Consider the following 26,651-nt stretch of genomic DNA (forward strand, 5'->3'; position numbering starts at 1 on the left):
GCCTTACGCCAGCAGCACCGCGCGAATGGCGTCTGGATCGACATGATCGTGCTCAGCAATGGCGACCAGCGTGGTGCGGCGCGGCTCGTCAGGCCGCCACGGACGGTCGTACTGGTGGCGCACCCGCGCGCCTACCGCCTGCACCAGCAGCCGCATCGGCTTGCCCGCAACGGCGGCATAGCCCTTCACGCGCAGGATATGGTGATCGCGCGCCAGCGTTTCGATCCGCGCGACAAGGGCCGCCGGATCGGCAATTTCGCCCCATTCGATAACGGCGCTGTCAAAATCATCGTGTTCGTGATCATCATCCCCATCATGGTGCGATGGGCGCGCGGCGATGTCGTCCTCGGCGGCGGCATCAAGCCCCAGAATCACGCGCGGATCGACCACGCCTTCGGTCAGTTCGATCACCGGCACCGGGCGGCCAAGCTCTGCCGCGATGATCGCGCGTGCGGCGGCAACGCCTTCGGGTCCGGCCAGATCAACCTTGGTCAGCAGGATCATATCGGCGCAGGCAAGCTGGTCCTCGAACACTTCGGACAGCGGCGTTTCGTGATCGATGCTCGGATCGGCGGCGCGCTGGGCGTCAAGCGCGGCCACATCGGGCGCAAACCGGCCTGCCGCAACCGCCTCGGCATCGGCCAGCGCCAGCACGCCGTCCACGGTGATCCGGCTGCGGATCGCTGGCCAGTCAAACGCCTTGAGCAGCGGCTTTGGCAACGCCAGACCCGATGTCTCGATCAGGATGTGATCCGGGCGGGGATCAAGCGCGAGGAGCTTCTCGACCGTAGGAATGAAATCGTCCGCCACGGTGCAGCAGATGCAGCCATTGGCCAGTTCGACGATGTTTTCCGCCGGGCAGTCTGGAATGGCGCAGGATGCAAGAATGTCGCCATCCACACCCAGCGTACCGAATTCGTTGACCACCACCGCCAGCCTGCGGCCGCCCGCATTGCGGATCAGGTGGCTGATAAGCGTGGTTTTCCCCGCGCCCAGAAAGCCCGTGATGATGGTGACAGGCACCTTTGACAGGTCGGCCACAAGCAATTCCTCCGCGCGCCAGAGCGACAAACGGCGGGGCTTGCCGGACAAGTCCGGTCGGCGCGCGACGACGGGCGAGCGCGACAAAGCACCCGTTACCACGCGACCGTGCAGCCCCAGCCACACAGCTTCGTCGCTCAGACGGAGAGTTACCGTGCCGTGACCATCCCCTGGATCAGGCAAGAGCGACCGGTGCGCCGGCAGGTCTCCTGGCTCGCGGGTCACAGCTTGATGCACGCCTTCCCAGACTTGGCGCTTGCGCGCTGTCCAGTGGCCGCCCCTGAGTTCAGGAGCATATGCATCGCGCTATCCGCTTACAGTTGCAGGGACAGCCACGGATTTGGGAGCAAGCCCCCGCACCGCATTCCCGATTAAGCCCCTTGCGAGGGCACCGGCGCGATCATCGAAGGGCGGAATCAACCCGTCCTTCGCCATGCGCCCTAGACGAAGATCGGAGCCAAGCCAATTGATGATGTTGCTTCATGCAACGATGGACGATCAGGTAACGACAGAAACCTCGATCTCATCGAACCGCTTCCAGCGATAGATCGCGTAACTCGCCAGCCAACAGAACACGAAAAGTCCGATGATGGCGAAGCCCAGACCATTGAAATTTTCGCCCAATTCAATGGCGATCCGCCATGGGGCACCCGTAAGGGCCAGTTTGTCGCCAATCAGGGCCAGCGTTTCGATTCCACCAATGACAATCGCCACGATGGCCGAGATCAGGGTGATTGTGATGTTGTAGTAGAGCTTGCGGATCGGCTTCACGAAGGCCCATTCATAAGCGCCCAGCATCACCACGCCGTCCGCCGTATCGATGAGGGCCATACCGACCGCGAACAGGGCGGGCAGGACCAGGATTGTCCCGATCGACAGGCCATCGGCGGCCTGGCTGGCCGACATGCCCAGAATGGCAACTTCGGTTGCGGTATCGAACCCAAGCCCGAACAGAAACCCCAGCGGGGCCATATGCCAGCTTTTGTTCACAAGGCGGAACATCGGCCTGAACAGTCTGGAAAGCAGACCGCGCCCACCCAATAACAGATCAAGATCGTCCTCGACATAGCTGCCGCCTGCACGAACATGCGCAAAGGTCCGCCAGACAGAGCGCAGGATGACCAGGTTCATGCCGGCGATCGTGAACAGGAAAAGCGCGGAAATCACGGTTGCAATCACGCCGCCGATTTCCTTGAAGGCGCCGAACTGCGACAGCGCGCTGGCCGTCACCGCAATGATGATCGATGCTATGGCAATGATCCCGGAATGCCCGATCGCAAACCAGAAGCCGGCCGAAACCGGGCGCTGACCATCCTGCATCAGTTTGCGCGTCACATTGTCGATGGCCGCAATATGATCGGCATCGACCGCATGGCGCAGGCCAAGCCCCCAGGCAAGCACAGCGGTGCCGAGCATTAACGGCTGCGCATGAAACAGGCTGAATGCCCAGACCCAGACGCCAATGTTGGCGGCGATCAATCCGGCAAACAAGGCACCAATTCGTAGGCGCAGAGACAGGGATGGCAGTGTCTTCGTGAGGGGCATGATTGGCTCGGCGATTAAGGAATGTACAAACGGAGGATGGCGCAGCAGACGTGCTGCAGCGCCGCCCATCAAGGGATTTCGCTAGAAATTGACCTTTGCGCCAATCCTCACGGTTCGAGGCTCGACCACACGACTCAACCGGCCTTCCACCGGAGCACCTGCATCAAAGGCGGGGATGTAGGACTCGTAATAATAGGCGATGTCCTTGTCCCGGCTGTCGAAGATGTTCAGCACTTCTCCAAATATCTCGACCTTCTTGCCCGTCCACGCGGCGCGGGCATTCATGACGGTGCTGCCCCGATCCCGGACACTGTTGTCCTCGACAAGCGGAGAAGGTCCGAGGTGGCGCACCCGAATGCTGGCTTCCCAGGGATCAAGAATGATGGCGGCACCGGCTGAAGCCGCGTTCTCAAATGCATTAGGGATGTGATCGCCATTGTCGAAGCGGGCATGGCTGGCAGTATAGTTTCCATCAAGCGCAAGCCACGGGAACGGCCGCCAGAAGGCGACGATTTCATAGCCATGACACCCACTGGCACCCGACGTTCAACAGCATTGGAATCGCCAATGAAACGAAGCTCGCTGCCGACATGCAGCCACCAGTAAGTCGCGGTTAACGTGACCCCGGAGAATTGAAGGCGTCCCCCCAGTTCCTTGCCGATGCCGCGAACGAGAACCGGAACAGGCGTGCCCCTGTTTACCGCACCCCGAACGTCGTTGGAATGGAATCCACGGACCCAGTTGGCGTAGAGTTCAAGTTGCGGCGTAACCTGATAGGCGATCGAGACCTTAGGTGAGAGAATCGACGCCGAGCCACTGCCTTCTCCCAGCGACGCCGCAACCACATCTCGTGCACGCACGGAATAGTGATAATAGTCCCCGCGAAGACCACCTGTCACACGCAGTCCAGCCAAGAGTTTCCAAGCGACTTCGCCGTAGAGCGCGGAAGACAATTCCCCGACCTGATAGTGCCCGAGAGATTCAAGAAATGTGCGGACAGCCGTTCGATCGACACCAACATTCCCGATGGCATCGTATCTGTTTTCGGTGCCAAGGCTCACAGCCAGACTGTCAGCGATTTCCCAATTTTTTTGAGCGGACAGCCCTAGTACCCAATGCCGGTCGAACTGCTTGATCTGCGCGCTTGTGCCATCCGGATCGGTGTAAGTGGGGTTCGACAACATCGACCAGTCGTAAAACTGGGCATAGACATTGGCGCGCCATGTCGGTTGCTTGACCGCGATGTTAGCCACCTGGCGCGTCGTCTCACCCCGCGCGGAAGGATCTGGAGAGCAGAACACATCCGCACACAACGCCGTGCCGATAATGCGCTCCGGGATTTGCTCGGTAGGGTGCCATGTCGCCCGGTAGGCATGGAGAGATGCCTCCAATGTGCCCGCACCGCTCGGCATGCTATATTTCGCGAAACCCGAGTAATGGCGAAGACGTTCAGTTTCCTGCCACGGTCCGTCGTAGGTCTTGGCCTGAGCGACAAGCGTGAGATCTCCCACGCCCACGTCGTGCACTGTTCCGCCTACGGCGACGCGGCGCCAACCATATGAACCAGCCTCGGCCGATGCCCACGGCCGGTGGTAACCCTTGATGGTCATCATATAGGCTGCTCCCGCCAGAGCGAAATCACCGCCGTCGGCGCGATAGGGCCCTTTACGAAAATCCTCCCGGCCCACGATCTCCGGAATGAGGCCGTTGAGGTCGAGATAGCCGTGACCGTGTCCGTGTGTGCGAAAGTTCATCTGCAGTTCATCGATATAGGTGGTGAAGTCAGACCCATGGTCGAGGTTGAAACCGCGCAGGAAATACTGGTTGGCTTTGCCGCTCCCCGAATGCTGGGCTGCAACCAGCCCGGGCACCGCTTCCAGCAGTTCCGCCACGCGGAGAAGTGGCCGCACGAGGACATCGGCCCCTCCGACGCTTCCCTCGCTGGCTGATCTGGCAGTGCCGATCATGGCCTCACCACGACCGAAAACCACGATGTCGTTGCCCGCCTCGACCGCGTCCGCGCTTGTTTGCGATCCCTTCTCAAAGGGTTCGGCAAAGGCTGGCGTTCCCATACAGATCAGCGCAAGTGCGCTGCTGGTAGTAATGGTCTTGATCACGAAATAGTCCTCCGGCGTCTTGCGACGTGGCCGGGGCATACCCGCGCGAACGGGCGAGCCGCGCGGCGGCCGGACGCCATGGGCGGCCGACGCACGTCTCCGATGCGGCCCCAGCCGCTCATTCGTCGCTCAGACGGAGTTCACCGTGCCGCAGCCATCCTCTGGACCAAGGCAAGAGCGACCAGACGCCGGCAGGTCTCCTGGCTCACGGGTCACAGCTTGATGCACGCCTTCCCAGACCTCGCATGATTTAGCGTCCGGCCCAGTGGCTGCCCCTTCAAAGAGGAGCCATGTACATCGCGCTATCCGCTTACAGTTGCAGAGACAGCCGCGGATTTGGAAGCAAGCTTCCGCACCACATTCCCGATTAAGCCCCTTTTGGGGGCACCGGCGCGATCAATGAAAGCCGAACTTGTCCGCCTCTCAATCCCTCGCCTAACTGAAGTGAACGGAAAAGCCAATAACGCTTGGAGCTGGGATTTAATCAACGATTACTGCATCCCGCGCCACCATTGCCATTGGCACGGCCAGAGCGCGCCAACCGCACGCACTCGCTTTGAATGGCGGGTTTTCCCTGAACCTGTCGTTGGCCATCGGACTCCTGTACGCCCGGAAGTGGTCGCGACCTGTCGATTAGCGGAAGGACCGCACCTAGGAACAAGAAATTGGCAGCTGAACGGCGACAAAGGGTCGGATTTTACGAAGCACACTTGCCCCTCTCTTAATCAAATGGGTGGGATCTGCACGGCCCAGCCTACTAAAATGGCTCGAACTTCATGGCGGCTCACTGATGATTACAGTTTTCCAAGCCGCACCGCACCTACCCCATTTGCCAAACAACATAAAATCAGTGTCGGAATCCGGTCAGTGCCCAAAACAGACTCGAATTGATCGAACGCTTTACGGACCGCGCTATCCATCAAAAAATCAGCTATGCGATTGCCTTGTGCGCGCAGGCTCCCAATCTAGACGTTGATGGCCAGCCTGTTCCCCGACCTGTTTGAGACTCCGAAAATCCCGGGCTTGTCCTATCGGGAAGACCTTATCTCCCGCGATGAAGAGTTGAGGCTGATCGACGGGATCGACGCATCCGCGCTCGAGCCGTTTCGTTTCCAGGGTTGGCTCGGCAAGCGCCTGACCAGTTCCTATGGCTGGCGCTACGACTTCGACGACGCACGCTTCGGACCTACAGATCCCATGCCGGATTGGCTGCTACCTGTGCGTGCAAAAGCCGCTGTCTTTGTCGGCCTTGAGCCCGCCAGCCTAGCCCAGGCGCTCCTCATCCGCTACGATCTTGGTGCCGGCATAGGCTGGCACCGTGATCGCCCGGTCTTCGACCATGTCGTCGGCATTTCGCTGGGCGTGTCGGCCCCCTTGCGTTTTCGGCGGCGCAACGCCAGCGGGTTCGATCGCGTCACCATTCCGCTCGCGCCGCGTTCGGTCTATCACCTTCATGGCGAAGCGCGGTACCAATGGGAACATAGCATAGCCGAAATGGGAGAGACCCGCTGGTCGATCACCTTCCGTACGCTCGCTGAGAAACTGACGGGCCGGAACATGATCAGATAGCTGCCCTCCTTCAATGCGCCATGGTGCCCGCATCGAGAAGCTGGTCCAAGCGCGTCGCAACGTCGAGCCACCGCGCAACACCGGCCTGATCACCCGCCAGCGCCAGCGTTCTTACTCTTTCTGCAATAAAGTCGCTCGTGTTCGCGCCATGCTGCCGTTCGACCGCCAGCGCTTCGGCCCAGCCTGGATCATGCTCGAGAGAATCGAAGCAATGCAGGATCAACGCTCAGCAGTACCACGGCCCAGCGTACCCATCAGGAATAACTATTCGTCTTGACCTCTTGATCTGCAGACTGGGCCGCGGCATCATAGGTCGGCAGGGGGGATTTTGCTGACGGCCCCGCTGTAGGATTATCCTGTCAGGCATAACTGACGCCCCTCTGATTTTTGGGGCGGTCGGAGCGACGGCCCGCCATCGCTTGAGACACACCTAGCTCAATCGCCCCCGGGATTCTCGGGACCGATTCTGTCGGCCTGTTGGCCAAGCTCGCGTGTTACGTCCTCTCCCCATCAATCGATCCCAGACGGATCGCGCTCAACCGCTTCCTATGCCCGACAAGCATCCAGGCGGCTCCCTATCTGTCGCAAAAGACAGCGCATACACGGCGATTCTAAGTGATACTTACAGCACAGAAGCTCCGGGCCTCATCCGCTATTTCAAGCAACGCATGCGGGATGACGAGGACGCCAACGATCTCATGCAGGAAGCATTTGCCAGGCTTGCAGCCCATATGCGTACGAAGATACTCGTTCATCCAGCGTCCTATCTGCAACGCATAGCCCGCAATCTTCTCGTGGATCGAATGCGCAGTGCGAGACGTGCGGCCGCGACCATAGGGCCGACGCTGGATGAACTACCCGAAATCGGCGCTGCCCCGGAGCAAAGCTTCGGAATCGAAAGGCAGGATGTCATGCGTCTCTACAAGGCGGCCGTCGATGGTCTCCCCGACCAGACCCGGCAAGTCTTCCTCATGCATCGGGTAGAGAATCTGACCTATCGAGAAATCGGTGAAAAGCTTAGAATCGCGGTCCCTACCGTTCAATATCATCTGGGCCGCGCACTGGCGCGTATCGCACAAGCTCTGGACGACTGACATGCTCGATGAACAAGAGAAGCGCTCCGCCATGCGCGAAGAAGCCGCATCCTGGTTCGCCGCGATGCAGGGTCCAGATGCCCAAAACCGCGACCAGGAATTCAAGGCATGGCTTGCCGCAGATCCAGACCACCGAATTGCCTACGCGCGGATCGCGGAAGTCTACAGCATAGGAAAGTCGCTGGTGTCGCCGACCAAAGCCGAAGCAGACGCTGCGCCGACGCACTCCCGACATGCGGTGGCTCTTGCTGCGGCGGTCGCTGTGATCCTGCTTTCCTTCTCTGCCATCGTCTGGATGCCAGCTGGCAATAAGGGCCAAAAGAACGGACCCGCAATCGTCGCCGACGCTGGGCATCATACCGCCGAATTCGCAAGCAGGGTCGGACAGATCCGTAAGCTTCAGCTTGCAGACGGATCAGAGATTACACTCGACACGGACAGCATCGTGTCGATGCGATTTACGCCAAGTTCAAGGTCGCTCCGCCTCGAGCAGGGCAAGGCTCGGTTCGAAGTGGCCCATGATAAGAGGCCGTTTATCGTTTCTGTCGGCGATGCCATCGTGACCGCTCACGGAACAGTTTTTGATGTCGGCTTCCGCTCGGACCAAACATATTTCGTCCGCCTCCTGCGCGGATCGGTGGACGTCGCGCGAGCCGACCATGTTGTTGGACACGATGTTACCGGCTCTGTTGCAAAAATCGTGAAGCTTGAGCATGCTTGGCGGAGATTGGACGGACGGAACGATGACGGATTTCAAGTGGCGCCATTTCCAGGGTGATGTGATCCTGTGGGCGGTGCGCTGGTATTGTCGCTATCCGATCAGCTATCGCGACCTTGAGGAAATGCTGGCGGAACGCGGCATTTCGGTCGACCATACGACGATCTATCGCTGGGTCCAGTGCTACGCCCCGGAGATGGAGAAGCGGCTGCGCTGGTTCTGGCGGCGTGGCTTTGATCCGAGCTGGCGCCTGGATGAAACCTACGTCAAGGTGCGGGGCAAGTGGACCTACCTGTACCGGGCAGTCGACAAGCGGGGCGACACGATCGATTTCTACCTGTCGCCGACCCGCAGCGCCAAGGCAGCGAAGCGGTTCCTGGGCAAGGCCCTGCGAGGCCTGAAGCACTGGGAAAAGCCTGCCACGCTCAATACCGACAAAGCGCCGAGCTATGGTGCAGCGATCACCGAATTGAAGCGCGAAGGAAAGCTGGACCGGGAGACGGCCCACCGGCAGGTGAAGTATCTCAATAACGTGATCGAGGCCGATCACGGAAAGCTCAAGATACTGATCAAGCCGGTGCGCGGTTTCAAATCGATCCCCACGGCCTATGCCACGATCAAGGGATTCGAAGTCATGCGAGCCCTGCGCAAAGGACAGGCTCGCCCCTGGTGCCTGCAGCCCGGCATCAGGGGCGAGGTGCGCCTTGTGGAGAGAGCTTTTGGCATTGGGCCCTCGGCGCTGACGGAGGCCATGGGCATGCTCAACCACCATTTCGCAGCAGCCGCCTGATCGGCGCAGAGCGACAGCCTACCTCTGACTGCCGCCAATCTTTGCAACAGAGCCGGATGGAGATTGCCAGAAGCGGCGGCCGTCCGGCAATCGCACCGTGCCGGCCCCACCGACGATGACGACCTGGATCGAAAGCTCCTGCCCAAGGTCCGCCACGGACTTCATGATACGCTCGTGGAAATCGAGGACCGCACTCGGCTCAATTTCGCCACGCAGGCGCACGGCATTGACGATGATCGTGCAGCCCTCGACAGCGGCGGTAATCGAACGGGATCATCGATGTCGACTGGCGCGACACGAATATGTCCATTAGTCGCCTTCAACGCGGCCATTCGGCAAAGCCAGAAACCGAAACGCTTGCCACTCCAGCACCCTGGCGGCATCAGAGCCCGGATGGCTAGTGAAATATTGCAATATTGCAAAATATAATTATATAAACGAACATGAGCATCGATATCAGTGAAGCACTCAAGGCCTTGGACAATCCCGCCCGGCTCGCAATCCTGGCGAAGCTCAAGGACCCGCGAAAAAGTTACCCTGAACAGGACGTTGATCCTGAGCAGATTGGCGTCTGCGTGAGCATCATTCAGGAACAGGCTGGCCTGTCCCAGTCCACCGTTTCTCTGTACCTGACCGCTTTGCAGCGCGCCAAGCTGGTGACCTCGCAGCGCATCGGACCTTGGACCTATTACAAGCGCCACGAGGAGAATATCGCGGCCCTCCTGAAGGAACTGCGCGACCTGATCTGAGCGGCGCGCTCCGGCGCCGCTCCATCCCCATCTGATCAGTTCCGATCGATCTCAACGACCAGACGCCCGCGCACCTTCCCCGCGAGAATGTCGGCTCCGGCCGCGATGGTATCTTCCAGACGGATGGTCGAGGTGATCCCGGCAAGTTTGCCGCGATCGAGGTCGGTCGCAAGGCGTGCCCAGGCTTCAACGCGACGCGGCTTCGGGCACATGACGGAATCGATGCCGAGCAGCGAGACACCGCGCAGGATGAAGGGCGCCACCGAGGCAGAGAGATCCATCCCCTGCGCGAGGCCGCATGCGGTGACGGCACCGCCATATCTGGTCATCGACAGGACATTGGCCAGAGTATGCGATCCCACACAATCGACGCCGGCGATCCAGCGCTCCTTGCCCAGTGGCCGCCGGCGCCAGAGAGTTCGTTGCGATCGATGATCTCGGTCGCGCCGAGGCTTTTGAGATAGTCCGCCTCTTTGGCCCGGCCCGTCGACGCGATTACGTGCCATCCAGCCTTGGCGAGCAGGGCAATCGCGACCGAGCCGACGCCACCGGCCGCACCTGTGACGACGACAGGCCCGTCAGTCGGCTTCAGTCCATGTTTCTCAAGGGCAAGCACGCTGAGCATGGCGGTATAGCCGCGGTGCCGATCGCCATCGCTTCGGCAGGCGTCAGGCCGTCCGGTAGCGGCACCAGCCAATCGCCTTTCACGCGGCTCTTTTCCGCATAGGCGCCCAGATGCGTTTCCCCCGTGCCCCAACCGTTGAGGATAACGCGATCTCCGGCCCGGAAGTCGGGATTGCTGGATATCTCGACCACCCCGGCGCAGTCGATGCCGGGGATCATGGGAAAGCGTCGCACGACCGGGCTCTTTCCGGTCAAGGCAAGGCCGTCCTTGTAGTTTACCGTCGAATGCGTCACTCGGAGAGTGACATCACCCTCCATCAGGTCGGCTTCGCTGAAATCTTTCAGCGTGACGGTCTGGCCCGTGTCGTTCTTCTCAATCACGACCGCACGAAATATGCTCATGGTTGGGTTCCTTCCTAATAATTAGACCGATCGACTAGTATTATTCAAAAAAGGGGGTCAGGTTCGGATCATTGTGAAAAACCCCTCTGCGAATGTTTGAAGCGGGCTGCCGCTGCGTTCGAGTTTGGCTCGCAGCACAGCGCCTTCCCAACCGATCCAGAAGAACGCGGCAAGGTTATCGGCATTGTGAAGAGAGCCGATTTCGCCTGCGGCTTGCGCGGCCCGCAGGCACCCGGCTGTGCGATGCTGCCAGTCGGCGAAAACGTCGCAGAGTTGCTGGCGGAAGGGTTCGGGCAGCGCCCCCATCTCCTGTCCGAGATTGCCGACAAGGCAACCGCGCGAATAGGCAAAGCGTTCCATGGCCGCTTCCGCATCGGCTATGAAGGCTTCAATCCGCGCCAATGGGGAACGGGAATGATCGTTGAAGAACCGTTCCAGCTTGCCGGCGAAATACGCCCCATATCGGTCGATGAGCTCTGTGCCAAAGGCCCCCTTGCTATCGAAATAATGATAGAATGAGCCCTTGGGTACACCGGCCACCTTCAGGATCTCGTCCAGCCCAGTGGCGGTGAAGCCTTTCTCGGTCAGCCTGACCAGCCCTGCACGCACCAACGACGCGCGGGTTTCGCTAAAACCTGTCGCAGCTTTCGGGGGTCGTCCACGGCGACGGGGAACATTGGCAACATCCATGTTGATTTAATAGACCGATCGTCTAATAAATGCAAGAGCATGTGATGTCGGAACTATCTCTTTAGGAACCGTAGCTCCAAGTCCTATGGCTTCATTTTATGCCATCGCCAACCTAGGGTCAGGACCCATTGATCAGATCGAGCCGGTTATATCAATGGGTCCTGACCCTAGGGTTTGAGTGCCCGTCAGGTGCGCCGTGTTCGTGTGATACGCGGCGTGGCGGACGGCCAATCGCTGGCCATCCGCCACGCTTGCTTTGTGCGGACCTTCTTCAAGGAGAGGGCCCTCACATGGTTCGTCGAAACGCCCCGTCTTAATTCCCTGCTGCGAGCGCTGCGCCCACGCCTTCTGCGATTTCCTCAACGAGTTTGGCACAGAAGGCGGGCAAATCATTGGGATCGCGGCTGGTAACAAGGCCGTTGTCGACCACGACTTCCTCATTGGTCCATGCACCGCCGGCGTTCTCGATATCGACCTTCAGCGTCGGGTAGGACGTCAAGGTGCGACCCTCAAGCACGCCCGCCTCGATCAATGTCCAGGGTGCATGACATATAGCCGCAACAGGTTTTTTCTGATCGAAGAAAGCCCGGATGAAAGCAATTGCCTCGACGCTGCCGCGCAGCTTGTCGGCACCGACAGTCCCCCCGGGCACAACAAGTCCGTCGAAATCGTCGGCTTTGACCTCGGCAAACGTCTTGTCGATAGTATAGCTGCCGCCCTCGTCAAGGTCGCTATTGACTGTGCGAGCCACGCCCGCTTCAAAACTGACCACGGTCACTTTGCCGCCAGCCTCCTCGATAGCTTGCTTGGGCTTCGAGAATTCTGGCTCTTCCGTCCCGCGGGGCGCGATCAGAACGGCAACTGATTTGCCCTCTAACGTCATAACTTATTCCCTATTCCGTAGAAGACTAAGGTCAGGCGGTCGGCTTAAGCACGACCTTTGTCCATCCATCATCGCGCGCATCGAAATGCTTGTAGGCGTCGGGTGCCTGATCAAGCGGCAGGCGGTGCGAGATGATTTGGGCAGGATTGGCCCGGTCTTGCTCGATAAGCTTCATCAGTCGCCGGTTGTAGTGCTTTACATTGCACTGGCCGGTGCCGATCTTCTGGCCCTTGAACCAGAAGTTGCCGAAGTCGAACGCCATCTTGCCTTCCTTCTGGAGATCGTCGGGCGCGTTCGGGTCTTCCGGAATGAACACGCCGACGACGCCGATTCCACCGGTGGCCTTCGTGCTCTTGACGAGGCAGTTCATCGTGTAATTGCTGCGCTCCTTGCCGTGGCGATCGCAACACTGATACCCGACCGCCTCGACCCCCCGGTCGGTCCCGAGGCCGCCGGTCGCGTCAAGGATCTGTTGGGCGGGATCGCCCTTGCGCATGTCGATCGGAATGGCGCCCATCGCCTCGGCCAGTTTCAGGCGGTCATCGTGAGAATCGACCACGAAGATCTGAGAGGCACCGCGGATTTCGGCTGAGTGCGCGGCCATCAGACCGACCGGACCGGCGCCGTAGATAGCGATGCTTTCGCCAGGCAGGAAACCGGACAGTTCGACGCCATGCCAACCCGTGGGGAAGATGTCGGAGAGCATGACATAGTCATCCTCCTTCTCTTCGGCGTCTTCGGGCAGCTTCAGACAATTGAAGTCCGCATAAGGAACGCGCATCAACTCGGCCTGACCACCTTGCCACGGACCCATCTCGGCAAAGCCATACGCCGCGCCGGCGGTTCCAGGGTTGGTCGTGAGGCAAAATCCCGTCAAACCGCGTTCGCAGTTTTCGCAGAAACCGCAACCGACGTTGAACGGCATGCACACGCGATCGCCCTTCTTGATACGATCGACGGCAGAACCGACTTCGACGACCTCGCCAAGGTTTTCGTGACCGAAGACCCTGCCCTTCTCGAAGCTGGTCCGGCCCTCATACATGTGAAGGTCCGACCCGCAGATATTGGTCGTGGTCAGCCGGATGATAACATCGGTCTGCTTTTCGATCTTGGGATCATCTATGGTGTTGACAGAAACATCTTTGGGCCCGTTGTACACGACAGCTTTCACGGATCTTTACCTTTCGCAGTTATTCTTCAATGCGTCATCAAATCGAGAGCTTGCTGATGATCCGGGCCATCGCAACGGCGGAGGACATCGCGCCCTTCCAAGTGATCTCAGTTTCCTGAACCTTATGCTACCTGAGAGGTTCCTTCCCGCAGGGCCATCCTGGGATCGGTTCGCGGCGGTTTTATGAATGATGTAGCCAGAACGGCCGAATAACGCGCCAAATTGAAGTGCTCAAAAAATCTCCAACGAAGCAATGATGTCGTTACGTCGCGACACATCAACGGCGCCTTATCAGCAAATTCAGAGGTTTGATAAGCGCAAAAGACAAGGCCATCCACTATCGCGGATGGCCTGTCGTATTCATTTACTCATTTCTCGGTTCGGCCGGGGCATCCATTCGGGATGGAGACACGAGCCTTACACTGCAGCCAAACGGCAGCTTAGGGTGCCGACCGCTCCGCTATTTCGCGGCCAGCAGGGTGAACTTGTGAATCTGCGGCGGTTCGGAAAACAGTTCGTCTGCCTTGTCCATCAGTGCGGCGGCAACCTTGCCGTCAAGATGGGCCTGGCGATCATCCTCTGTGTCGAACGTATCGAAGATCGCGTACGCACCGGGACCTTCCTCGATCGCATACCAGGTCAGAGTGCCCGGCTCAGCTTGAACGAGCGGCAATGCCGAGGTGAGGAAATCGGCGACATCGCGCTCTTTTCCGGGCTTGGCCTTCAGTGGTACATACAGGGCAAGTTTGGGCATAAATGACTCCTCAAGTGAAACGGACAGATATTATTCGGCAAAGTAACGGACGAGCAGACCGGTACGTTCCCCATGAGGCGGAGCACACGCGGCCCCGCCTCCTCGTCGAAATCAGAACTCCTGTGCGGTCGGCCGGATGACGATCGCGTTGACATCGACGTCATCAGGTTGTTCGACAGCGAACGCGATAGCACGCGCCACCGATGCCGCCGGGATGGCCTGCTTGTAGAAGTCCAGCACCGTCTCGGCAGCCGTGCCGGATGTCGTGAACTTCAGATTGCTTTCGACAGCTCCAGGCTCGATTGACGTGACCCGGACCTTTTCCCCCACTTCGTGGCGCAAGCCCTCGCTGATCGCGCTGACGGCAAACTTTGTGCCGGAGTAGACCGTGCCGCCCGGTGCGAAGACCTTGATGCCCGCAACCGAGCTCAGGTTGATGATGTGACCGCTGCCCTGCTCGAGAAAACCGGGAAGGGCAGCCGCGATGCCGTAGAGCGTACCCTTCAGATTGACGTCGATCATCTGGTCCCACTCGTCGGTATTGACCTCGGCCATCGGACGGATCGGCATGAGCCCGGCGTTGTTGATCAGCACGTCGAGGCGGCCGAAGTCGGCGACGATCGCGGCGACGACAGACTGGACCGCCGACTTGTCGGTTACGTCGAGCGCGTAACTACGTGCCGTGCCGCCGCTTGCGGCGATGTCCGCGACGACCTCGTCGAGCCTGTCCTTGCGCCGGGCGGCGATGGCCACCTTGGCGCCGCGTTCAGCGAGAAGCCGCGCGGTTTCTGCGCCGATACCGGTGCTGCCGCCGGTGATGAGAACAACCTTGCCTTCGATACCCTTGGTCATGACTGTATTCCTTCAAGTCAGTTGTTGATTTTTCGCCGGATCGCGGCCCCGCGCGAGCCCGCCCGGCCTGATGGGGTCACTGCGAGCGCAACAGGACGGGACCGGCGCCCACCTTGATGCGGAGCAGTTCGTAGGGCTTGCGGCGCAAGTCCCGCCCGCCGTGGAAGCCTGGCTGGCGGTGAAGCTGGTTGGCGATGAAGTAGAGGTAGCCGTCGGTGCCGATCGACAGCGTGTCGGGCCAGCTGATGCGCGGGTCGCTGACCACCGTCGTCCAGCTGCCCTGGTCGAGCACGCGGATCGCGTTGTTCTCGTAATCGCCGGCGAACACGCGGCCGTTGTCGTCCTCGGCAATCCCGTCCGAGGCGCCTTTGCGCCCCAGGTTGCGGACCGCGCGGCCCAACCCCTCCTCGGACACCGCGGCATCGCGCAGCAGCGCCGTGGGCACCGCGTGCAGCATGCGACCCGACAGCGGTCCATAGTAGAGCAGGCTGCCGTCGGCGCTGAGCGCAATCGCGTCGCTGGCGATCGCGACCGGCGTCGCGGGGCCGTCGGCCGGGCGGTTCATGAGCCCGCGCCGTCGACGACCGGGGTGAAGCCGCGCTCGGGGTTGGTCGTCGCATGGTTCGACAGGCGCCGGATCGCACGCCCGCTGGCGATATCGACGACGATGATGCCGCCGACACCGGCGTTGCTGCTGTCGGTGATGTAGGCGACGCCCTCGGCGCCCTGACGCAGATCGAAGCGCACGTCGTTGAGGTAGGTCGTGGGCAGCACCACGCTGGGCGGCAGAACGATCGTCTTCACCACCCGGTTGGTTGAAAGATCGATCGCCACCAGCTTTGCACCGCCGGCCTGGGGCTGGGAGAAATTGGGCGCCGCCGTGTCGAGCACCCAGAGGCGGTTGGCGCCATCGGCCACCACGCTCTGCACCGAGATGAAATGCCCCGCCGGGTCTGCCGGATCGGGCCGGTTGGTCGCGGCGTCGGGATAAGGCACCGTCTTGCCGTCGACCAACTCGGTCACCGTGAACGGCGCGTTGTCGCCCCATTGCGGGAAGTTGACAAAAATGCGCCCGTTGGGGGCGACGGTCACGCCAGTCGGCATCGCGCCATCGAAGGTCGCGACCTGTTCGATCTGGGGCGCGGATGCACTCTCGCGGGTCGTCGAGCAGGCGGCGAGCGTTAAAGCCGCGCCCGCGGCAAGAAGCAGTTTGACGGAGATTTTCATGGGATCATTTCCTTGAGAATGCGGCCCGCTTCCTGGGGCTCGGACCGGAGATATTGCGGGGGCGCCTTGACCGATGCGCCAAGCGCGGCGGCGGCGTGCCAGGGCCAGCGCGGATCCCACAGCGCAGCGCGGGCTATCGCTATGGCGTCGGCATGCCGGTCTTCGAGGATGCGCTCCGCCTGATGCGGATCGGTGATCATTCCGACCGCCACGACAGGCATGGCGACCGCGTCCTTGACCGTCCGCGCCAGCGGCACCTGATAGCCGGGGCCGACAGGGATCTGCTGGCGCGGGTCGAGGCCGCCGCCGGAGACGTGGATTGCCGAACAACCGCGCCGCTCCAGCTGCTGTGCAAACAATGCGGTTTCCTCCGCCGTCCAGCCGCCTTCAACCCAGTCGGTCCCGGAAACGCGGACGGTCACCGGGCGGTCGGCCGGAAATGCTTCGCGCACGGCATCGAACACTTCGAGCGGGAACCGCATCCGGTTGTCGAGGCTGCCGCCGTAGTCGTCGCCGCGCCGGTTGGAGATCGGCGAAAGAAACTCGTGGAGCAGATAGCCATGCGCGGCGTGGATCTGGATGGCTTCGATGCCGAGCCTGCCGGCGCGCCGGGCGGCATCCGCGAACGCCTCCCGGATGCGGGCAAGCCCTGACTCGTCCAGTTCGACAGGGGGATGGTCGTCCGGAGCGAATGGGATGGCGCTGGGTGCCACGGTCTGCCAGCCATTCTCCGCATCGGGGGCGATCTGCGTTCCGCCGTGCCACGGCTTGGCGCAGCTCGCCTTGCGGCCGGCATGGGCCAGCTGGATGATAAGCGGCATGTCCGACCAACGGCGCACACTTTCGAGCACGCTTCGCATCGCCGCTTCGGTACGGTCATCGTACAGGCCGACGTCACCGTAGGTGATGCGCCCTTCCGGGCTGACCGCGGTCGCCTCTATCGTCAGCGCGCCCGCGCCCGAGAGCGCCAACTCCCCGAGATGCATCTGGTGCCAGTCGGTCATCGCGCCGTCGACTGCCGAATACTGGCACATCGGCGCGATAACGATGCGGTTGGCGAGCCGCAGCCCGCCAACCTCAATCGTTTCGAACAATTTCGCCATCACCATTCGCCCGTGTTGGGCATGGAGGCCCAGGGTTCGACCGGAGCCTTGTGTTCGCCCTGCTGCAGCAGTTCGATCGAGATCCCGTCCGGAGAGCGGACGAACGCCATGGGCCCGTCGCGCGGGGGGCGATTGATCGTCACGCCGCCCGCCTGCAGCCGCGCGCAGATTTCGTAGATGTCGTCGACCTGATAGGCGAGATGGCCGAAGTTTCGGCCCCCCGTGTATGTCTCGGCAGGGCTGCCGTCCTCGGGCGGCCAGTTGTACGTCAGCTCGACCTCGGCATCGCCCTGCTCGCCGTCGCCGCGGAAATCCTCGTCGGCGGCAAGGTAGATCAGCGTGTAACGCCCGGCCTGGTTCTCCATGCGCCGGGTCTCCTTGAGGCCCAGCAGCGTGAAGAAACGGATCGACGACTCGGGATCGGCGACGCGCAGCATGGTGTGGAGATAGCGCATGATCAGGCGACCTTTTCCTTGAGGGCTTCCATCACGAGTTCCGCGGTGCGCGCCGCGCTGGCGGGGTTCTGACCGGTCACCAGATTGCCGTCGCGTAGGGCGAAGGGGGCAAAATCGGGGCCGCCCTCGTGCTTGCCCCCAAGTTCCTTGAGGCGCGTTTCGAGCAGGAACGGCACCGCCTGATCGAGGCCGACCGCGCGCTCCTCGCTGTCGGTGAAGCCCGCGACACGGCGGCCAGCCACGAGGGGCGTGCCATCGGCCTTCTTCGCCGAGACCAGCCCTGCCGGTCCATGACAGACGGCGGCGACGATCTTGCCTTCGCGGTCGAAGCGTTCGACCAGGCGGGCCAGTTCGTCGCTGCCGGGGTAATCGAACATGGTGCCGTGGCCACCGGGCAGGAACAGCGCGTCGTAGCCGCCGGGATCGATGCTGGTGAACACCGGCGTGCCGACAACCTCGGCCTTCAGGGCCTCGTCCTTCAGATAGCGCTCGACCGAAGCGTCGTTCTCGCCGTCGGCATTGACGCTGCGCTGGTCGACGGGGATGGCGCCGCCCTTGATCGAGGCAAGCGTCACCTCGGCGCCCGCATCGCGGAAGGCATAATACGGGGTGGTAAGTTCCTCGAGCCAGACACCCGTCGGTTCGGTGCCGGGGGTCATGCGGTCGGCGGAGGTGGCCACCATCAGAATGCGGGTCATCGTCAATTGTCCTGTTCCATTGATGTCGGGGACACGAGCAAACGCACCCGGCGCAGCCGCACCCGCCACAAAGACAGCTGTGAGAGCTTTCAGCAGTTGGCGGCGATTTTTCATTCGATCGTGCCTTTCGGCGGCTTAGATACGCCGGGAACGGCATCATGAAATCCAGCGGGAATGGCGGACGGCCATAAATCCGCTTATGGAACCGCAATGTCCCTCCTGCAGTTGCGCACCTTCGTCGAAGTCTACCGCCGTCGTTCACTGAGCGAGGCGGCCCGGGCAATCGGCATTACCCAACCGGCTGCGTCGCAGCACATCGCATCGCTCGAGGCGCAATTGGGCCGTCCCTTGTTTGATCGCCATTCGCGGGGTGTTCGACCAACAGCGATTGCCGACGATCTGGCGGCTTCGATCGGAAGCAGCCTCGACACGGCGGAATCGGCACTGGCCAGCGCGCGGGCCCGATCGTCGCGCATCTCGGGCACGGTCCACATCGCCGCACCGTCGGACCTGCTGGGAGAGATGATCACGCCCCGACTGGCTCCGCTGCTGGAAGCAGGGCTGGACCTGCGCCTGCATATCGGCGGGCGCGAGGCGCTCTACGCCATGCTGCTCGAGGACAAGGTGCACCTGGCCGTCACCGCCTCGCAACCCGACGATCCGCGGCTGGCCTTTCATGCGCTGGGCGAGGAACACCTACGCGCCGTAGCCTCGCCCGCCGTGGCGAGGCGGATTGCTGAATTGCCGCTGGTCGAAGGGCTCAATCAAACAGCCCACCTCGCCTACGATCTCGACCGGCCGTTGCTGCGGACCTGGCTCGAGGCAAACCAGATCGAGCTGACCAGCCAGCCGGCCTTGACCGCGCCCGATTTGAGAGTGTTACGCTCGGGATTGTGCGCGGGCCTCGGCTGGACGGTACTGCCCGGCTATCTCACCCGCGGCGAACGCTCGGCCTGCACGCTGATCGAGATACCCGCCCCAGTCACGGTGCCGCGCAACGCTTACTACCTCGTGTGGGCACGCTCATCGCTGCGACACCCGCGGGTGGCGATGGCGCGCGACGCGCTGATCGCTGCACTCCGAATATGATTGTGGTGACGGCTATTAAGCCGGGAGCGCAATGTCGGGTCTGAACCATTGAGCGCTGGCTGAACGAATGGCGGCTTTCGGGATCGTCGGCGACAAGGCCGAACGACCGATTTTAGGGCGCATTGCCGCCGGGCAGCATCGGCGCGCGCGGACGGCAGATTTTATCGAAACCGGTCGATCGCTGTGATGACTGTGAACGACTGGATCTGGTCGGCACATGCCTCGTAGGAATTTACCAATCGGGCCGACAGGCGTTCTTCAGATGGCCAATTATGGCCATTGGAGAACAATCATGGAGATGCCTGAAACAGAACCCACTACCACCAAACTTCAGGTCTGGAATGCGGGAAGGACCGTCGGTGCCAAGCGTGCCCTGAAACCGAAGCAGATATGGGAGATCCGATTTTATCTCAATCAGCGGCGCCGCCTGCGAGACCGGGCACTCTTTGATCTCGCGATCGACAGCAAGCTCCGCGGTTGCGATCTCGTCCGGATGAAAATCGGCGACATTGTCAGCGGTGGGCAAATACGAACGCGTGCAATAGTGATGCAGCAGAAAACGGCTCGACCTGTTCAGTTTGAACTGCTGCCCGATGCCCGGGCCAGCCTATTGGCATGGCTTGAACGTCGGGGCGGCACGGTAGACGATTATGTCTTCCCAAGTCGGGTCGACCATAATGGTCATCTCAGCACTCGCCAGTATGCCCGGCTTGTGGATGAATGGGTGAAGGGCGTCGGCTTGATGCCAAGCGATTATGGCACCCATTCACTTCGCCGGACAAAGGCATCTATCATCTACCGGGCAACTGGCAACCTGCGCGCTGTCCAGATTCTCCTCGGTCATAGCAAGATCGAGAATACGGTACGCTATCTCGGGATAGATGTGGAGGACGCGCTCGCCCTTGCCGAGAACACTGAAATTTGAACTCCTCGGCTCCTCGTCGCCGGCGAGGAGCCGAACTCGGGCCCTTGGGACAAAGCCGTCGTTCAGGTGCGCACTTGAATGGCGGCTTTCGCTTAATCCGGCCCTTCGGGAGACAATGTCTCATTCTATCGCCTGTTCAAACATCTGTTGCCGACCGCATTCCTGCACGAGATAATCGATGAGAATCCGTATCCGATGCGGGAGATGGCGTTGGGCCGGATAGACGAGGTGGAACTCGAAATCTCCTTTCGGATCGCTCCAGTCCGTCAGTATCGGCACCAGCGATCCCCCTTCGATTTCCGCCGCTCCATAATAGGATGGCAACCGGATGACGCCATTTCCCGCGATACCGGCAGTCACGAGCAAGGCACCGCTGTTGCTGCGGAAGGTGCCGGCAGCCGTTATCGCATATTCCTCGCCCCCTCGGCGAAACGTCCAGAGCCGTTCGCCAAGGGGAAGGCATATCGCAGGGTCGAGCAGCCCCGGGTGGTCGGGATAGCCGACACGTGCAAGCAAGGCCGGCGCCGCCAGGGTGATGATCGGGAAGCCCGCCAATTTGCGCGCGATCAGCGCAGACGTTTCGAGCGGCCCAGCGCGAACGGCCAGATCGAAGCCTTCATCGATCAAGGCGACGTTGCGGGAATTCATCTCGACCTCCATCAGTATGTCGGGATGCTGGACGGCGAAAGCGGCAAGTGCGGGAGCAATCCGGCTCTCGGCGAAATAGCCATTCATGCTGATACGGATTGGCCCGCGAACGGCGTGCTGCCCGGTCTGAAGCCGCTCACGCGCCTCCGTCAGCTCTTCTAATATATTGCGACACTTATCGAAGAAACTACGCCCGGCATCAGTGAGGCTGCTCTTGCGGGTATTCCTCTGGATCAGTTGCACGCCGATCTGCTGCTCCAGATCTCGAACGGCCCGGCTTACATGGGCAACGGAGACGCCCATGGATCGCGCCGCCGCCGAGAAACTGCCGCCCTGCGCCGCTGAAACAAATTCTACGATACCGCGGAGTTGATCCTGTTTATCCATTTCGGAACGATCCTGGCTCACAATGCCCAATCCTTACCGTGTAGCAAGGGTTGCGCCGCTTGCCATCGAAATTGGGGCAAGCGGCGCGACATCTTCAACTCAGGCGACCGCCGCCGTCCACATCCAGCACCGTGCCAGTGATAAAGGGGTTCGTCATCAGCAGGATCGCAGCTGCTGCCAGATCTTCGGGTGTGCCGATCCGCCGGGTCGGCAAGCTGGTCCGAAGCCCCGCAAATAGAGCCTCGCGATCTGCCATCGGCATGAAATCCCAGCCGGGCGTTTCCGTCACGCCGGGAGAGAGCCGGTTGATGCGGAGCGGTGCCAGTTCAACCGCGAGCGCTTTCACCATGCCTTCGAGCGCCGCATTTACGGTCGCGACCATGACGGTTTCCGGACCGGGTCGGTAGGCGGCAAGGCCCGTGAAAAACGTCATCGATCCGCCATCACGTATCTGCGCTGCCGCAAAGCGGGCAGCGAGCAGAGGGCCCATAATTTTGGAACTGATCATAGCGTCCACATCAGCGAGGCTGATGGTGGTCACAGGGGCATAGGTAAGACTGGCGGCTGTCGATAGGAAATGATCGATCGGGCCGATTTCGCCATAGGCGTTCGCGGCGCCTTCGGGATCGCCAGCGTCGAAGGCGATCGTCGTTACCTTGCCGCCCAAAGCGCGCCTGGCGGCATCCAGCTTCTCCTGCGATCGTCCACCAATGACGACCGAGGCGCCTTCGGCCAGTGCGCGGGCGGCGACGGCCTGGCCAATCCCGGAGCTTCCGCCGATCACGACGATCTTCTTGTCCTGCAATATCATCAATAGTCTCCTTGGCGACGGCTCAACTGCCATGTTGGCCCTGGGCGACGAAATTAGGTTTTACCGAATGAGTTTGGAACGCCGCAGAAAGAGAATGAGATTTACCCTGCTGCAACGCTGGAAGTTGCTTCAGCTTTCCACAGCGGTAAAACTCTATCGCCATGGAAGGGGCTACCTAACACCTGTCCGCCCCTCCATCTCTCTCGTCAGCAGCATTGCAGGAGTGCGTTATGAAGAGAAAGATCATCGTGGCGGGCGTTCATGGCGTCATCGGTCGCGCCGCCGCGCTTCATCTGTCGGTCCAGCCCGATACAGAGGTCATAGGCCTTTCGCGACGGACGGATCCGTCTATTCCCGGCGTCGAGACCCTGTCGGTCGATCTGCTTGACCCGCAGCAGGTGCAGGCGAGACTGGCGGACGTGAAGGACGTGACCCACATCGTCTTCGGAGCCTATATCGAAAAGCAGACGGCCGCCGAAAAGAGCGAATATAATGTCGCGATCCTGCGCAATCTGCTCGACGTCGTGGAGGTCGCGTCGCTAGGCTTGCAGCATGTTAGCTTCTATCAGGGCGGCAAGGCCTATGGCGCGGATCTTGGTCCCTTCAAGACGCCAGCGCGGGAAGATGACCCACGCCTGATGCCGCCGAACTTCTATTATGATCAGGAAGACATGCTGCGGCAGCGTCAGGTGGGCAAGGATTGGGCCTTTACCGCCCTGCGGCCAGAAGCGGTATGCGGCTTTGCCGTCGGCAACCCGATGAACCTGCTTACCGTCATCGCGGTCTATGCCGCCATATCGAAGGAACTCGGCATCCCGCTTCGCTTCCCCGGCACCCAGGCCGCCTATACCGCCCTCTATCAGGTCAGTTCGGCCGACATCCTGGCGCAAGCGGCGGACTGGGCCGGCACAAGTCCGGCAGCGCGCAACGAGATTTTCAACATCACCAACGGCGATTATTTCCGCTGGCAGCATATGTGGCCCAAGATTGCGAAGATGTTCGACATGGACTGGGCCGATCCCATTCCCATGCCGCTTGCAACCTATATGACCGACAAAGCACGGCTGTGGGCAAGCATGGCCGCACGCTACAATCTCAAACCCATCCCTTATGACCTGATTGCCTCCTGGCCATTTGGCGATTTCATCTTCGCCAGCGGCTTCGACAATATCAGCAGCACCATCAAGGCTCGGCAGGCGGGTTTCCATCCCTGTATCGATACCGAACATATGCTCGAACAGCAGTTCGCGCAGTTGCGGGCCGACAGGATCATTCCGGGCGTTTGAGGGCTATCCCCGGCGCTGGACGGCTAATCGCCGCCAGCGCCGGCGCGTCTCAGATATTGCTATGCTCGGGACGTCCGTCCCTGACCAGAACGTCACGGGCGCCCCCCTCCCGGATGCTGACCGCAGACGCGACGGTCAGTCTGGCCTTGGATTGCAGCTCTGCGATCGACAGCGCGCCGCAATTGCAGAGCGTCGAGCGAAGCTTGGCCAGAGTCGTATCAAGGCCATCTTTCAGCTTGCCCGCATAGGGGACATAGCTGTCGACGCCTTCCTCGAAGATCATCTGGCGGGTGCTTTCCTTGCCATCACCATGGTCGTAGCGTTCCCAATTGCACGCCCGGCTGCTGCCCTCGCCCCAATATTCCTTCATCACCTGATTGTTGATCTGGACCTTGGCGCCGGGCGCTTCATCGAACCGGGCGAAATAGCGGCCCAGCATGACGAAATCCGCTCCCATCGCGAGGGCCACGGTGACGTGACAGTCCTGGGCGATTCCCCCATCCGAACAGAGAGGGACATAGATAGCGGTTTCGCGATGATAGGCCGCGCGCGCCTGCGCCACGTCGAGGACGGCGGATGCCTGCCCGCGACCGATACCCTTTTGTTCGCGGGTGATGCAGATAGAACCGCCGCCGATCCCGACCTTGATGAAATCAGCCCCGGCGTCCGCCAGATAGCGAAACCCGTCCTGATCGACGACATTGCCCGCCCCGACATAGGCACGTCCCGGATAGGTCTGTTTGATCCATATGATCGCCTCGGCCTGCCATTGCGAATAGCCGTCGGAGGAATCGAGGCAGAAGATGTCGGCACCGGCCGCCAGGAGCGCCGGAACGCGCGTCCGATAATCGCGGGTGTTGAGCGCGGAGCCCACGATCAGGCGCTTGTCGCTGTCGACATTCTCAAGCGGATGGTCACGATGGGTCTCATGATCCTTGCGAAACACCAGATGGGCAAGGCGACCATCGCCGTCGAGGACCGGCAGGCAATTGACTTTATGCGCCCAGATCAGATCGTTGGCTTCGCCCAGATCAATGCCCACACGGCCGCAATGAACCGCGTCAAGCGGCGTCATCAATTGGGTGACGGACGTGTCGAGTGCGGTGCGGCCAAGGCGATAGTCCTGGCTTGTAAGGATGCCGAGAAAGAGGCCGCTTGACGTCCCATCATCGGTGATGGCGATGGTCGAATGGCCGGTAGTGGCGGTCAGGCTGATGGCATCGGCCAGTGAAGCTGTCGGCGGAAGATTGGAATCGCTCGCGACGAAGCCCGCCTTATACTGTTTCACCCGCGCCACCATGGCCGCCTGCGCCGCGATCGACTGGGCGCCGTAGATGAAGGACAGGCCGCCCGAACGCGCCAACGCGATCGCCAGCCGATCGCCCGATACCGACTGCATCAACGCGCTCGTGAAGGGCACGTTGATCGTCAGCGCGCTGTTCTTCGCATTCGGCGCACCGTCCGCGACAGGGCTGTCGAAGCGAACCAGCGGCGCCGCAAGATCAACATTGGCGGGCACGCACTGACGTGCCGTGAGATTGGGGATGAGCAGATATTCGCCGAATGTCCGGCTCGGTTCGGGATAGATGAAAGCCACGCCGTTTCCTGTCGTAATGATATTATATGCGGGATCAGAATTTCTGGCTGATGGCGATCGCTGTGCGGCAACCAAGCCGGATGGAATGATAAACAAGGGCGTAAGCTGGGGCCCTTTTTGCCCCGGCCGCCACGGCATGATCGCCATGCGCCTGCTCCTCGCCCTGGATGCGTATGATTGTAGTCCTGAGATCCGGCTCTGTCTCGCCGAGCGCAGCGATCTGATTACCATAATGCGCAACCACGCTGTCCTCGACCGCCTGCGTGCAGGCCATGGCTGCCTCCTTGCCCATAAGGGCGGTTGCCGCCCCCAGTGCGAAGCCCGCAAAGTGCCACAACGGCAGCAGCGCCGTCGGCCGCACCCGTCGCCGCGCCAATATGTCGGCGAAGGTCGCGAGATGCTCGCATTCCTGGTCGCGCATCGCGCGCAGGTCGTCGCCAACCGCCGTTCGCCCCAGGATCGCCAGTTGTCCGTCATAGATGCGGACCGCACCGAACTCGCCAGCATGATCGACCCTGACCATTGCCGCGAGTACCGCATCGTTCGGCGCGCTCGTCATCGCTTCATCGCGTCGACGAAGGCCTTGCCTTCGGCATCGGGCCGGGAAAGGATCGCAGCGAGGCCTTCCTCCTGGCCGGTCGCCAGGATCATGCCAAAACGGATAATCGGGCTGGAAGCCGACGCCCGGCGGCCATGGCCGGCCGGATCAATAGTCACTTTCCTGGTCGACATGTTCGGCTGCTCCCTTCTTCCAATAGCCCGATACGTGCAGGGACTTTTTGTCGGATCCCATCTGCCGATATTCCGCCCTTAAAGCGCGCGCCGCGTTGCATTCGCAGGCGATCCAGACCTGGGTAGATTCAGCGCCGAGTGTCAGGTTGCGGACATAGTCTGCCAGCGGCTCTCCGGGCTCATGCTGCGCGTTGACGATCCAGTGCCAGCGGACCGACGCACGCGACGCGACCTGCTGTATGGCGCACCGATCGGCGACCTCCACGACCGCCATCACCCAGGCGGTCGCCGGCAGGTCTTCGACGATGGCAGAAATGGCGGGTAGCGCGGTTTCGTCGCCAAACAGGAACAGTTTGCTGCCGGGCCGATGCTGGAAGTCGCTCCGTGGGCCTGCAAGGCGGACGGACGTACCTGGCTGAGCGTCGCGGACCCATCGACCGGCCAGCCCATGGCCATGCCGCACGAAATCGACCACCAGTTCGCAACTGGCAGGATCCCATTGCCGGATCGTGAAGGCCCGCCCGCTGTCGCTATCGCAAAAGAACAGCTTGATCCACTGGCCCGGCCGATCGCTGCGAAACTCCTCCAGATCGTCGCCGTACAATGAGACGCGCCGCATACGGGGCGTGATGTCTTCCACGCGCTTCACGACGGTATCAAACATGCGATAGACGGGACGCTGATGCATCATGCT

Annotated in this window: 29 protein-coding genes, 1 pseudogene and 2 riboswitches; of the genes and pseudogenes, 8 read left to right on the top strand and 22 right to left on the bottom strand. The window is 61.2% G+C overall.

Going from position 1 to position 26,651, the window contains the following annotated elements; all coding sequences use genetic code 11:
- Positions 1–3: 3 nt before the first annotated feature.
- The 3 genes and pseudogenes from cobW to OVY48_RS00780 all read right to left on the bottom strand — a co-directional run bounded on the left by cobW (position 4) and on the right by OVY48_RS00780 (position 4,658).
- Positions 4–1,041 carry a cobalamin biosynthesis protein CobW gene (gene cobW, locus OVY48_RS00770; RefSeq protein WP_037478584.1) on the bottom strand — a complete coding sequence of 346 codons (1,038 nt, stop codon included), beginning with the start codon at positions 1,039–1,041 and terminating at the stop codon, positions 4–6.
- A 181-nt stretch (positions 1,042–1,222) separates the two neighbouring features.
- Positions 1,223–1,452: riboswitch (cobalamin riboswitch) on the bottom strand.
- Positions 1,453–1,539: 87 nt separating this feature from the next.
- Positions 1,540–2,586 carry a HoxN/HupN/NixA family nickel/cobalt transporter gene (locus OVY48_RS00775; RefSeq protein WP_052027683.1) on the bottom strand — a complete coding sequence of 349 codons (1,047 nt, stop codon included), beginning with the start codon at positions 2,584–2,586 and terminating at the stop codon, positions 1,540–1,542.
- Between the two features lie 81 nt (positions 2,587–2,667).
- Positions 2,668–4,658: pseudogene (locus tag OVY48_RS00780) on the bottom strand (TonB-dependent receptor).
- A gap of 217 nt (positions 4,659–4,875) precedes the next feature.
- A riboswitch (cobalamin riboswitch) is annotated at positions 4,876–5,110 on the bottom strand.
- Positions 5,111–5,678: 568 nt separating this feature from the next.
- On the opposite strand from OVY48_RS00780, the gene OVY48_RS00785 reads away from it, so the two are divergent.
- Positions 5,679–6,272 carry an alpha-ketoglutarate-dependent dioxygenase AlkB gene (locus OVY48_RS00785; RefSeq protein ID WP_037476113.1) on the top strand — a complete coding sequence of 198 codons (594 nt, stop codon included), beginning with the start codon at positions 5,679–5,681 and terminating at the stop codon, positions 6,270–6,272.
- Positions 6,273–6,282: 10 nt separating this feature from the next.
- Here OVY48_RS00785 and OVY48_RS00790 read toward each other — a convergent pair whose 3' ends face one another.
- Positions 6,283–6,495 carry a DUF6961 family protein gene (locus OVY48_RS00790; protein WP_037476111.1) on the bottom strand — a complete coding sequence of 71 codons (213 nt, stop codon included), beginning with the start codon at positions 6,493–6,495 and terminating at the stop codon, positions 6,283–6,285.
- 325 nt (positions 6,496–6,820) lie between these two features.
- Here OVY48_RS00790 and OVY48_RS00795 point away from each other — a divergent pair, with 325 nt between their 5' ends.
- The 4 genes from OVY48_RS00795 to OVY48_RS00810 all read left to right on the top strand — a co-directional run bounded on the left by OVY48_RS00795 (position 6,821) and on the right by OVY48_RS00810 (position 9,623).
- Positions 6,821–7,366, top strand: a complete 546-nt coding sequence (locus tag OVY48_RS00795; RefSeq protein WP_076605507.1) for an RNA polymerase sigma factor — start codon at positions 6,821–6,823, stop codon at positions 7,364–7,366.
- Between the two features lies 1 nt (position 7,367).
- Entirely contained in the window at positions 7,368–8,144 is a 777-nt protein-coding gene (locus tag OVY48_RS00800) for a FecR domain-containing protein (RefSeq protein WP_313921619.1), read from the top strand.
- On the top strand, positions 8,110–8,874 hold the full coding sequence (locus OVY48_RS00805) for an IS6-like element IS6100 family transposase (protein ID WP_001389365.1): 765 nt from the start codon (positions 8,110–8,112) through the stop codon (positions 8,872–8,874). The genes OVY48_RS00800 and OVY48_RS00805 overlap by 35 nt, the downstream gene beginning before the upstream one ends.
- 443 nt (positions 8,875–9,317) lie before the next feature.
- Entirely contained in the window at positions 9,318–9,623 is a 306-nt protein-coding gene (locus OVY48_RS00810) for an ArsR/SmtB family transcription factor (protein WP_120252771.1), read from the top strand.
- A 35-nt stretch (positions 9,624–9,658) separates the two neighbouring features.
- Here the strand turns inward: OVY48_RS00810 and OVY48_RS00815 are convergent, their stop codons facing one another.
- The 12 genes from OVY48_RS00815 to OVY48_RS00870 all read right to left on the bottom strand — a co-directional run bounded on the left by OVY48_RS00815 (position 9,659) and on the right by OVY48_RS00870 (position 18,482).
- Positions 9,659–10,129: a hypothetical protein gene (locus OVY48_RS00815; RefSeq protein ID WP_313921620.1), complete on the bottom strand. Its 471-nt coding sequence runs from the start codon at positions 10,127–10,129 to the stop codon at positions 9,659–9,661.
- 82 nt (positions 10,130–10,211) lie between these two features.
- Entirely contained in the window at positions 10,212–10,649 is a 438-nt protein-coding gene (locus tag OVY48_RS00820; RefSeq protein ID WP_313921621.1) for an alcohol dehydrogenase catalytic domain-containing protein, read from the bottom strand.
- A gap of 57 nt (positions 10,650–10,706) precedes the next feature.
- A complete protein-coding gene (locus tag OVY48_RS00825; RefSeq protein WP_313921622.1) occupies positions 10,707–11,339 on the bottom strand; it encodes a TetR/AcrR family transcriptional regulator in 633 nt (210 codons plus the stop codon).
- A gap of 313 nt (positions 11,340–11,652) precedes the next feature.
- Positions 11,653–12,222, bottom strand: a complete 570-nt coding sequence (locus tag OVY48_RS00830; protein WP_313921623.1) for a type 1 glutamine amidotransferase domain-containing protein — start codon at positions 12,220–12,222, stop codon at positions 11,653–11,655.
- A 31-nt stretch (positions 12,223–12,253) separates the two neighbouring features.
- Positions 12,254–13,393 (bottom strand): glutathione-independent formaldehyde dehydrogenase, encoded by a 1,140-nt coding sequence (locus OVY48_RS00835; protein WP_313921624.1) that lies wholly within the window; start codon positions 13,391–13,393, stop codon positions 12,254–12,256.
- Positions 13,394–13,853: 460 nt separating this feature from the next.
- Complete coding sequence (locus OVY48_RS00840) at positions 13,854–14,147, bottom strand: putative quinol monooxygenase (RefSeq protein WP_037473339.1); 294 nt, start codon at positions 14,145–14,147, stop codon at positions 13,854–13,856.
- Between the two features lie 111 nt (positions 14,148–14,258).
- On the bottom strand, positions 14,259–14,999 hold the full coding sequence (locus tag OVY48_RS00845) for an SDR family oxidoreductase (protein ID WP_037473338.1): 741 nt from the start codon (positions 14,997–14,999) through the stop codon (positions 14,259–14,261).
- 76 nt (positions 15,000–15,075) lie between these two features.
- Entirely contained in the window at positions 15,076–15,564 is a 489-nt protein-coding gene (locus tag OVY48_RS00850; RefSeq protein ID WP_313921625.1) for an L-dopachrome tautomerase-related protein, read from the bottom strand.
- Positions 15,561–16,226 carry an L-dopachrome tautomerase-related protein gene (locus OVY48_RS00855; RefSeq protein WP_313921626.1) on the bottom strand — a complete coding sequence of 222 codons (666 nt, stop codon included), beginning with the start codon at positions 16,224–16,226 and terminating at the stop codon, positions 15,561–15,563. The genes OVY48_RS00850 and OVY48_RS00855 overlap by 4 nt, the downstream gene beginning before the upstream one ends.
- Complete coding sequence (locus OVY48_RS00860) at positions 16,223–17,329, bottom strand: NADH:flavin oxidoreductase/NADH oxidase (RefSeq protein ID WP_409592751.1); 1,107 nt, start codon at positions 17,327–17,329, stop codon at positions 16,223–16,225. Before OVY48_RS00860 ends, OVY48_RS00855 begins: the two co-directional genes overlap by 4 nt.
- Positions 17,329–17,784, bottom strand: a complete 456-nt coding sequence (locus OVY48_RS00865; RefSeq protein WP_313921627.1) for a VOC family protein — start codon at positions 17,782–17,784, stop codon at positions 17,329–17,331. The genes OVY48_RS00860 and OVY48_RS00865 overlap by 1 nt, the downstream gene beginning before the upstream one ends.
- Before the next feature lie 2 nt (positions 17,785–17,786).
- Positions 17,787–18,482 (bottom strand): type 1 glutamine amidotransferase domain-containing protein, encoded by a 696-nt coding sequence (locus OVY48_RS00870; protein WP_037479462.1) that lies wholly within the window; start codon positions 18,480–18,482, stop codon positions 17,787–17,789.
- A gap of 210 nt (positions 18,483–18,692) precedes the next feature.
- Between OVY48_RS00870 and OVY48_RS00875 the strand changes: the two genes are divergently transcribed.
- Entirely contained in the window at positions 18,693–19,571 is an 879-nt protein-coding gene (locus OVY48_RS00875; RefSeq protein ID WP_313921628.1) for a LysR family transcriptional regulator, read from the top strand.
- 292 nt (positions 19,572–19,863) lie between these two features.
- The gene (locus OVY48_RS00880) at positions 19,864–20,496 is read left to right on the top strand and encodes a tyrosine-type recombinase/integrase (RefSeq protein WP_313921629.1); all 633 of its coding nucleotides are present in this window, start codon (positions 19,864–19,866) and stop codon (positions 20,494–20,496) included.
- A gap of 120 nt (positions 20,497–20,616) precedes the next feature.
- On the opposite strand, the gene OVY48_RS00885 is transcribed toward OVY48_RS00880, so the two are convergent.
- Together OVY48_RS00885 and OVY48_RS00890 are read right to left on the bottom strand one after the other, a co-directional pair.
- The gene (locus tag OVY48_RS00885; protein WP_313921630.1) at positions 20,617–21,531 is read right to left on the bottom strand and encodes a LysR family transcriptional regulator; all 915 of its coding nucleotides are present in this window, start codon (positions 21,529–21,531) and stop codon (positions 20,617–20,619) included.
- A gap of 94 nt (positions 21,532–21,625) precedes the next feature.
- On the bottom strand, positions 21,626–22,342 hold the full coding sequence (locus tag OVY48_RS00890) for an SDR family oxidoreductase (RefSeq protein ID WP_313921631.1): 717 nt from the start codon (positions 22,340–22,342) through the stop codon (positions 21,626–21,628).
- 230 nt (positions 22,343–22,572) lie between these two features.
- Here OVY48_RS00890 and OVY48_RS00895 point away from each other — a divergent pair, with 230 nt between their 5' ends.
- On the top strand, positions 22,573–23,628 hold the full coding sequence (locus tag OVY48_RS00895) for an SDR family oxidoreductase (protein WP_313921632.1): 1,056 nt from the start codon (positions 22,573–22,575) through the stop codon (positions 23,626–23,628).
- A gap of 49 nt (positions 23,629–23,677) precedes the next feature.
- Here the strand turns inward: OVY48_RS00895 and OVY48_RS00900 are convergent, their stop codons facing one another.
- The 4 genes from OVY48_RS00900 to OVY48_RS00915 are packed head-to-tail and all read right to left on the bottom strand — an operon-like array spanning position 23,678 to position 26,648.
- A complete protein-coding gene (locus tag OVY48_RS00900) occupies positions 23,678–25,225 on the bottom strand; it encodes an IMP dehydrogenase (RefSeq protein WP_313921633.1) in 1,548 nt (515 codons plus the stop codon).
- A 34-nt stretch (positions 25,226–25,259) separates the two neighbouring features.
- Positions 25,260–25,784, bottom strand: coding sequence for a demethoxyubiquinone hydroxylase family protein (locus tag OVY48_RS00905; protein WP_313921634.1), 525 nt, complete (start codon positions 25,782–25,784; stop codon positions 25,260–25,262).
- Positions 25,781–25,957, bottom strand: coding sequence for a hypothetical protein (locus tag OVY48_RS00910; RefSeq protein WP_313921635.1), 177 nt, complete (start codon positions 25,955–25,957; stop codon positions 25,781–25,783). The genes OVY48_RS00905 and OVY48_RS00910 overlap by 4 nt, the downstream gene beginning before the upstream one ends.
- On the bottom strand, positions 25,932–26,648 hold the full coding sequence (locus OVY48_RS00915) for a siderophore-interacting protein (protein WP_313921636.1): 717 nt from the start codon (positions 26,646–26,648) through the stop codon (positions 25,932–25,934). Before OVY48_RS00915 ends, OVY48_RS00910 begins: the two co-directional genes overlap by 26 nt.
- Positions 26,649–26,651: the final 3 nt, after the last annotated feature.

This window comes from Sphingobium sp. SA2, assembly GCF_032227065.1.
In the GTDB taxonomy this organism is placed as follows: Bacteria; Pseudomonadota; Alphaproteobacteria; order Sphingomonadales; family Sphingomonadaceae; genus Sphingobium.